General features: G+C 67.3%; 8 protein-coding genes. All 8 read left to right on the top strand.

Features of this window, described 5'->3' with window-relative positions; all coding sequences use genetic code 11:
* A partial coding sequence (locus RMN84_RS08595) for a transglutaminase family protein (RefSeq protein ID WP_309611761.1) occupies positions 1-400 on the top strand: 400 nt, incomplete at its 5' end.
* On the top strand, positions 393-2,390 hold the full coding sequence (locus RMN84_RS08590; protein WP_309611760.1) for a M3 family metallopeptidase: 1,998 nt from the start codon (positions 393-395) through the stop codon (positions 2,388-2,390). The genes RMN84_RS08595 and RMN84_RS08590, both read left to right, overlap by 8 nt.
* A gap of 82 nt (positions 2,391-2,472) precedes the next feature.
* Positions 2,473-3,942 carry a circularly permuted type 2 ATP-grasp protein gene (locus RMN84_RS08585; protein ID WP_309611759.1) on the top strand — a complete coding sequence of 490 codons (1,470 nt, stop codon included), beginning with the start codon at positions 2,473-2,475 and terminating at the stop codon, positions 3,940-3,942.
* Positions 3,920-4,861 (top strand): alpha-E domain-containing protein, encoded by a 942-nt coding sequence (locus RMN84_RS08580; protein ID WP_309611758.1) that lies wholly within the window; start codon positions 3,920-3,922, stop codon positions 4,859-4,861. The genes RMN84_RS08585 and RMN84_RS08580 overlap by 23 nt, the downstream gene beginning before the upstream one ends.
* A complete protein-coding gene (locus RMN84_RS08575; RefSeq protein WP_309611757.1) occupies positions 4,861-5,739 on the top strand; it encodes a transglutaminase family protein in 879 nt (292 codons plus the stop codon). Before RMN84_RS08580 ends, RMN84_RS08575 begins: the two co-directional genes overlap by 1 nt.
* A gap of 93 nt (positions 5,740-5,832) precedes the next feature.
* Entirely contained in the window at positions 5,833-7,458 is a 1,626-nt protein-coding gene (locus tag RMN84_RS08570; RefSeq protein ID WP_309611762.1) for an NAD(P)/FAD-dependent oxidoreductase, read from the top strand.
* Positions 7,455-8,003: a pseudouridine synthase gene (locus tag RMN84_RS08565; protein ID WP_309611756.1), complete on the top strand. Its 549-nt coding sequence runs from the start codon at positions 7,455-7,457 to the stop codon at positions 8,001-8,003. The genes RMN84_RS08570 and RMN84_RS08565 overlap by 4 nt, the downstream gene beginning before the upstream one ends.
* Positions 7,988-8,368, top strand: coding sequence for a reverse transcriptase-like protein (locus RMN84_RS08560; protein ID WP_309611755.1), 381 nt, complete (start codon positions 7,988-7,990; stop codon positions 8,366-8,368). Before RMN84_RS08565 ends, RMN84_RS08560 begins: the two co-directional genes overlap by 16 nt.
* Positions 8,369-8,383: the final 15 nt, after the last annotated feature.

Here is an 8,383-nt window from a genome sequence, read left to right as displayed (position 1 = left end):
GAATTACGCCCACAAGCATATCGAGTTCGGCTATCATTATGCCCGGCCGACCAAGACCGCGTGGGAAGCCCATCAGGAGGGACGCGGGGTGTGCCGCGACTATGCCCATCTGGCGATCACCTTGTGCCGCTGCATGAACATCCCGGCGCGTTATTGCACCGGCTTCCTCGGCGACATCGGCGTGTCGTCGGATAGCGCGATGGACTTCTCGGCGTGGTTCGACGTCTATCTGGGCGGTGAGTGGATCACTGTCGACGCACGTCACAACAAGCCACGCATTGGCCGCATCCTGATGGCGCGGGGCCGCGACGCGACCGATTGCGCGCTGACGACGGCGTTCGGATCGGCGATCCTGACCGGCTTCACCGTGCATACCGACGTGGTCGAAACAATTGGCTGAGGCGAACCCGCTGCTGGCCGACTGGTCGGGTCCGCTCGGTACGCCCGATTTCGCGTCGTTCACGGCGGCGGATTTCCTGCCGGCGCTCGACGCGGCGATTGGTGAAGCCCGGGCGGAAGTGGCGGCGATCACCGGCACCGCCGCTGCACCGACCTTCGCCAACACGATCGCGGCCTATGAGCGGTCGGGGGCGCGGCTGGCGCGGGTCAAGCGGGTCTTCTGGATGCTGTCGTCGGCCGAGGCAGACGAGGCAATCCACGCTATCGAGGCCGAGGTGTCGGCGAAACTGACCGCGTTCGGCAGCGAGCAGAGCCATGACGCGGCGCTGTTCGCGCGGGTCAAGGCGGTGTGGGCGGAGCGCACGGCGCTGACGCCCGAGCAGGCGCGGCTGGTCGACAATAGCTACAAGGGGTTCGTTGCCGGCGGGGCCAACCTCGACACGGCGCAGCAGCATCGACTGGCGGCGATCGACGAGCGGCTGGCGGCGCTGGGGGTGGCGTTCGGGCAGCATGTGCTGGCCGCGACCAATGCGGCCGAAGTGACGATCAGCCAAGCGCAGGTGGGGGGCATTCCGGCCGACCTATTGAGCGGAGCGGCGAAACGCGCGGCGGATCGCGGGCTGGCGGAGCAGTTTGTCTTCGTGCTCGATCGCGGGGTTTACGAGGGGCTGCTGACCTTTGCCGACGACCGGGCGACGCGCGAGGCGGTGTGGCGCGGGTTTACCGGGCGGTGCCAGTCGGGCGCGCACGGCAATCTGCCGCTGATCGCCGAGATCGTCGCGCTGCGGCAGGAGCGGGCGGCGATGCTGGGTTATGCCAGTTTTGCCGATTACGCACTCGAGGATTCGATGGCGCGGACGCCCGATGCTGCGGCCGGGCTGATGGACCGGGTGTGGCGACCGGGGCTGGTCCAGGCGCGGCGCGAGCAGGCGGAATTGCAGGCGCTGGTCGACCGCGACGGCGGCGGGTTTGCGCTGGAAGCGTGGGACTGGCGTTATTTCGCCGACCGCATCAGGCGCGAGCGCTATGCCTATGATGCCGGAGCGATCCGGGCGCATTTGAGCCTGGAGAAGGTCCGCGCCGCTGCCTTCGCCGCCGCCGGTCGGCTCTATGGCTTGCAGTTTACGCGGCGCAGCGACGTCAGCGTCTATCAGCGCGACGTCGCCGCCTGGGGGGTGAGTGACGCGAGTGGCGCGGACGTGGGGCTTCTCTACACCGATTATCTGGCGCGCGCCGAAAAGCATGGCGGGGCGTGGATGGGCAGCCTGCGCGTACAGGAGAGCATGGACGGACCGGTGCTGCCGATCGTCTATGCCGTCGCCAATTTCGCCGGGGCCAGCAACGACGAGGCGCTCCTGTCGCTCGACGAGGCGCGGACGCTGTTTCACGAATTCGGCCATGCGCTCCATGCCTTGCTGTCGGACGTGACTTACCCGAGCCTCGCCGGGACCGCAGTGGCGCGCGACTTCGTCGAATTTCCAAGCAAGCTGATGGAGCATTGGGTGGCCTCGCCCGAAGCGCTCGCCGGGTTCGGCGTGCCGGCCTCGCTGGCTGCGGCGGTCGAGCGGGCCGAGCAGTTCGGGCATGGCTTCGCAACCGTCGAGTTCCTCGCCTCGGCGCTGGTCGATTTGGCGCTGCACCGCACGCTGCCGCCGCCGGGCGACATTGCGGCGTTCGAGGCCGCGACGCTGGCCGCGCTCGACATGCCCTCGGCGATCGGGATGCGGCACCGGTTGGCCACCTTCACCCATGTTTTCGACGGCGGCTATGCCAGTGCTTACTACAGCTACCTGTGGTCCGAAGTGCTCGACGCCGATGTGTTCGCGGCGTTCACCGAACGCGGCGACCTGTTCGATGCCGAGCTCGCCGGCAAGCTGCGGCGCGAGGTGCTGGCGCGGGGGGATTCGCGCGATCCGCTCGACAGCTTCATCGCCTTTCGCGGGCGGCCGCCGGAAGAGGAAGCCCTGCTGCGTTCGCGGTGCCTCGCATGAACGCGCCAATCGAACAAAATGGCCTCTCGACCATTGTCACTTTCGGCACCGTTACGCGCGCCGGGTTGATCACGGGGGTTTGATGGCGATCGGGGCGGCGTTCGACGAGCTTTGGGGGGGCGGCGGCGGGACCGTCGCCCGCCCTGGCTTCGAAGCGCTGGGAGCATGGGTCAAGGACACGCCGACCGCTGAACTGACCCGCCGCCAGTCCGCCGCCGAAGCCGCCTTCCGCAGCCTGGGCATCACCTTCAAAGTCTATGGGGACGAGCAGGCCGGCGAGCGGATCATCCCGTTCGACATCGTCCCCCGCATCTTCGCCGCCGACGAGTGGCAGCGGCTGTCGGCTGGGCTGGAGCAGCGGGTGCGTGCGCTCAACGCCTTCGTCGCCGACGTCTATGGCCCCCGTCACATTCTCAACGACGGCATCGTGCCGGCCGATGTAGTGCTGTCCAACCCGCAATTTTGCATCCCGGCGGCGGGCGCGGTGCCGCCGCACGGCATCTACACGCACATCTGCGGGATCGACATCGTCCGCACCGGGCCGGACGAGTTTTTCGTGCTGGAGGATAATGCGCGGACCCCGTCGGGCGTGTCCTACATGCTGGAAAACAGGGAGGCGATGCTGCGGCTGTGCCCCGAACTATTCGCCAAGCTCGCGGTCCAGCCGATCGACGTCTATCCCGACCTCTTGCGCGACACGCTGTTCTCGGTCGCGCCGCGCGGGGCGCATGACCCGGTGTGCGTGCTGCTGACCCCCGGCCATTACAACAGCGCCTTCTACGAACATAGTTTCCTGGCCGATTCGATGGGTATCGAGCTGGTCGAGGGGCGCGACCTCGAGGTGTCCGACGACCTTGTCTGGATGCGGACGATCGAGGGGCGGGTGCGGGTCGACGTCATCTATCGCCGGGTCGACGACGCCTATCTCGATCCGCTCGTGTTCAATCCGCACAGCGGGCTGGGCGTGCCGGGGCTGATGGCCGCTTATCGCGCCGGCAATGTCACGATCGTCAATGCGCCCGGCACCGGGATCGCCGACGACAAGGCGATCTACAGCTTCATGCCGGAGATCGTGCGCTATTATATGGGCGAGGATGCGTTGCTGCCCAATGTCGAGACGTTCCGCTGCCGCGAGCCCGAGGCGCTGGCCTATACGCTCGACCATCTCGACCAGCTGGTGGTCAAGCTGGTCGACGGATCGGGCGGATATGGGATGCTGGTCGGGCCGACCGCGAGCAAGGCAGAGGTCGCGGAGTTCCGCGCCGTGTTGATCGCCGAACCGGCGCGCTACATCGCCCAGCCGACGCTGGCGCTGTCGACCGTCCCGACGCTGACCGCCAAGGGTCTCGCCCCGCGCCACGTCGATTTTCGTCCGTTCGTGCTGAGCGGGGCGGACCAGGTAACGATCGTTCCGGGGGGGCTGACGCGGGTGGCGCTCGACGAAGGGTCGCTGGTGGTCAATTCGAGCCAGGGCGGCGGGACCAAGGACAGCCTGATCCTGGTCGGGTCCAAGCCCGAGGAGGCGCAGCATGCTCTCCCGTACGGCGGCTAACCTCTACTGGATCGGGCGCTACATGGAGCGCGCCGAATTCACCACGCGGCTGATGGAAGCGACGCTGCGGCTGAGCTCGCTGTCCTATGGTGTGGACGCGGCCCGCGCGGCGTGGGTCAGCGCGCTGGCGGTGGTCGGGCGCGGCCCGCCGCCAGGCGAGGCGACGACCCAAGGGGCGACCGCATTCAACGTCTGCCGCACGCTGGCGCTCGACGACGACAATCCCAATTCGGTGCGCTCGACCCTGTCGAAGGCGCGCGACAATGCCCGCTCGGCGCGCAACGCGCTCACCGCCGAAGTATGGGAAGCGATCAACCGCGCGTGGCTCGACATCCGCGACCGCACCAGCCCGGGCGGGGTGCAGACGACGCTCAGCCTGATCGACAGTTTGAAGGCCAACAGCCGCGGGTTCGAGGGGGCGCTGGTGCGGATGCTGCGGCACGAGGCGTTCTGGTTCATGCGGCTGGGCTCGGCAATCGAGCGGGGCGACAATACGGCGCGGCTGCTGGACGTGAAATATTATCTGCTGCTGCCGAAAAGCGAAAAGATCGGCGGCGCGCTCGACCGCGACCAGTGGACCGCCATCCTCGAGACGGTGTCGGCGCGCAATGCCTATCGCCTACTGTACCAGGCAGCGCTCAAGCCGTGGCTGGTCGCCGACATGCTGGTGTTCCGCGACGAATTGCCGCGCTCGATCGTCGGTGCCTCGTCGGAAGTGGTCGACCTGCTGGCCGATATCGGCGGGCGCACCGGGCGGCAGGGCGAGGCCGACCGCCAGGCGCGGTTGCGTCATTCGCGGCTGATCGAGAATAATATCGAGGCGGTGTTCAGCGACGGACTGCACGAATTCCTGCGCGCCTACATTGCCGAGAATAACCGCCTCGACGCGGCCATCTCGCAGCAGTTCCGGTTCCCCTGATGCGGCTCGCCGTCCACCATTGCACGCGCTATCGCTTCAGCCGGCCGGTGACCGACATCATCCAGGCACTGCGCCTGACGCCGCAAAGCTGCCTGTCGCAGACGGTGTTGGAATGGCGCATCGACGTCGATTGCGATGCGCGGTTGCGCGAGAGCCGGGACGGGTACGGCAACATCGTCCACATGCTTTACGTCAACGCGCCGGTGACCGAGCTGGCAATTACCGCAACGGGTCGGTTGATTACCGAGCAGAGCGCGGGCGTGGTCCAGGGCCTGCCCGCCGACCTGCCTCCGGCAGTGTTCCTACGCGCAACCGAACTGACCCAGCCAGACGCGGCGCTGCGGGCGTTCGCGGCCGAGGCTGCCAAGGGTGAGCCGAAATCGCTCGACCTGCTCCACCGCATCAACGGCGCGCTGTACGAGCAGATCATTTTCGACACTGCCAGTACGTCGGCGGCGACTCCGGCCGCAGCGGCGTTCGAAGCAAAGCGCGGGGTGTGCCAGGATTTTGCCCATATCTTCGTCACCGCGGCGCGGCTGGCGGGCATTCCGGCGCGTTATGTGTCGGGGCATTTGTTCCGTCGCGACGGGCTGGCTGTACAATCGGCGAGCCATGCGTGGAGCGAGGCGTTCGTCGCCGACCTAGGCTGGGTGGCGTTCGATCCGGCCAACGGGATTTGTGCCGACGATGCCTATGTCCGGCTGGCGGCGGGGCTCGATTATGGCGAGGCGGCACCGCTGGTCGGGGCGCGGCGCGGCGGCGGAGACGAGACGATGACGGTCGAGGTGTCGGTCACCGAGGCCAATCGCTGGTCGCAAAGCCAGCGCCAGCGCCAGTCGGGCGGCGGGAGCCAGTCGCAGTCGCAATCGCAGGACTGAAAAGGCGGCTGGCGCGTTGAAGGCGGTCGGAAGTGGCGTTGATCGTCAACCTAGTGCGATTGGCGAACCGGCGACTGCGGGCTAGGGGGCATGATGCTTCGCCTGACCGAACTGACGCTGCCGCTGCACCATGCGCCCGAGGCGCTGCCCGCCGCGGTCTGCAAGCGGTTGCGCATCAGCCCGCGCGAACTGGTGCGCCACGTCGTCGCGCGGCGGGCGCACGATGCGCGCGACAATGGCAATATCCAGCTGGTCTATTCGATCGACGTGAATGTGACGGACGAGGGCGCGGTGTTGGCGCGCTTTCGCAAGGATCGCAACGTCCAGCCGACGCCGAACACCAGCTATAAATTCGTCGCGCAGGCCCCGGCGGGCACAAAACGTCCCGTCGTCGTTGGCGCGGGGCCGTGCGGGCTGTTCGCCGGGCTGATCCTGGCGCAGATGGGGTTTCGCCCGATCATCCTCGACCGCGGCAAGGTGGTGCGCGAGCGGACCAAGGATACGTGGGGCCTGTGGCGGCGCGGCGTGCTGAACCCCGAATCCAACGTCCAGTTCGGCGAGGGCGGCGCCGGCACCTTTTCCGACGGCAAGCTCTACAGCCGGATCAAGGACAGTCGCCATCTCGACCGCAAGGTGCTGACCGAATTCGTCAAGGCCGGGGCACCGCCCGAGATATTGACCGAGGCCCATCCGCACATCGGCACGTTCCGGCTGGTGACGATGGTCGAAAGCCTGCGCGCGACGATCGAGGGGCTGGGCGGCGAGTATCGCTTCGGCACGCGGGTCGACGAGATCGACATCGCGACCGATGGCGACGGCGCGCGGCAGGTGCGCGGGCTTCACCTCCATGGCGGCGATTATCTCGAGGCCGACCAAGTCGTGCTGGCGGTCGGGCACAGCGCGCGCGACACATTCGAAATGCTCCACGCGGCAGGCGTGCATGTCGAGGCCAAGCCCTTCTCGATCGGCGTGCGCATCGAGCATCCACAATCGTGGATCGACCGATCCCGGTTCGGGGTTGATGCCGGCAATCCCATATTGGGCGCGGCCGAATATCATATCTCGCACCACTGCCGGAACGGGCGCACGGTCTACAGCTTCTGCATGTGCCCGGGCGGGACGGTGGTCGCGGCCACGTCCGAAGAGGGGCGCGTGGCCACCAATGGCATGAGCCAATATTCGCGCAACGAGCGCAACGCCAATTCGGGCTTCGTCGTCGGCATCGACCCGGCGCGCGACTATCCCGGCGATCCGCTCGCCGGCATCGCCTTCCAGCGCCATTGGGAATCGCTCGCCTTTGTCGCCGGCGGGTCGAGCTACAAGGCACCCGCGCAACGGGTCGGGGATTTCATGGCGGGCCGCCCGTCGGTGGCGCTGGGCAGCGTGGTCCCTTCCTATCGCCCGGGCGTGACACCGACCGACCTTGCGTCCTGCCTGCCCGACTATGCGGTCGCGGCGATGCGTGAGGCGATCCCGGTATTCGGACGCCAGATTGCTGGATATGACCATCCCGACGTCGTCATGACCGGGGTCGAGACGCGGACCTCGTCCCCTGTGCGCTTCACCCGCGGCGACGATTTCCAGAGCCTCAACACCGCCGGGCTGTTCCCGGCGGGCGAGGGGGCGGGCTATGCCGGCGGTATCCTGTCGGCGGCGGTCGATGGCATCAAGGTCGCCGAGGCGGTGGCGCACAGCGTCGGGGCGCGGTTGGCCGAATGACGCTGGTCTTGTTCAACAAGCCCTACGGTGTGCTCAGCCAATTCACCGATCGCGACACTGCGGGATCGACGCGGGCGACGCTGTCGCATTTCATCGATATGCCGGGCGTCTATCCGGCGGGGCGGCTCGACCTCGACAGCGAGGGGTTGCTGTTGCTGACTAATGACGGCCGACTGCAGGCGCGGATCGCCGATCCCAAGCACAAGATGCCAAAAACCTATCTCGTGCAGGTAGAAGGCGAAGCGGGCGAGAATGCGTTGGCCGCGCTGCGGGGCGGCGTGTCGCTCAAGGATAGTCTTACTCGCCCAGCCAAGGCCGAACGGATCGCCGATCCGTCCCTGTGGCCGCGCGATCCGCCGATCCGCGTCCGCCAGAACATTCCCGATTGCTGGATCAGGCTGACGATATGCGAAGGACGCAACCGCCAGGTGCGCCGCATGACCGCCGCCATCGGTCACCCGACGTTGCGGCTGGTGCGGTGGAGCATCGGCGACTGGGCGATCAACGGCCTGCTCCCCGGGGAATGGCAATGCCGGCCGGCGTAAAGGTCTATTTCGACGGGGGTTGTCGTTCGGGCCCGGTCGGGATGGAGACCGCAGTGGTGGTCAGGGGACGCTGCCGTCTCCAGCGCGACCTCGGACCCGGAACGAGTCTGGATGCCGAATGGCTGGCGCTGATCTGCGCGGTCGAAGTCGCCTGTGAGTTGGAGCTGGGGAACCCGCTGTTTCTCGGCGACTCGCTGGTCGTGGTCGGTCAGGCGAACGGCAGGTTGAAATGCAGGCGAGCGTCCGTCCGGCATTTGCGGGCGCTGGAGGCGTTGGCACCGTCGTTCGCCCCGCTGCGCATCCGCCACGTGAAACGCACTCAGAACCTCGCCGGGATCGCGCTGGCCCGGCTTCACCCTCGATAATCCGAGGCCAACTGG

This window comes from Sphingomonas sp., from assembly GCF_031380695.1.
Lineage (GTDB): Bacteria > Pseudomonadota > Alphaproteobacteria > Sphingomonadales > Sphingomonadaceae > Sphingomicrobium.
Note: the sequence above shows the minus strand (reverse complement) of the source record. Positions and strands in the feature narration are given on the sequence as shown.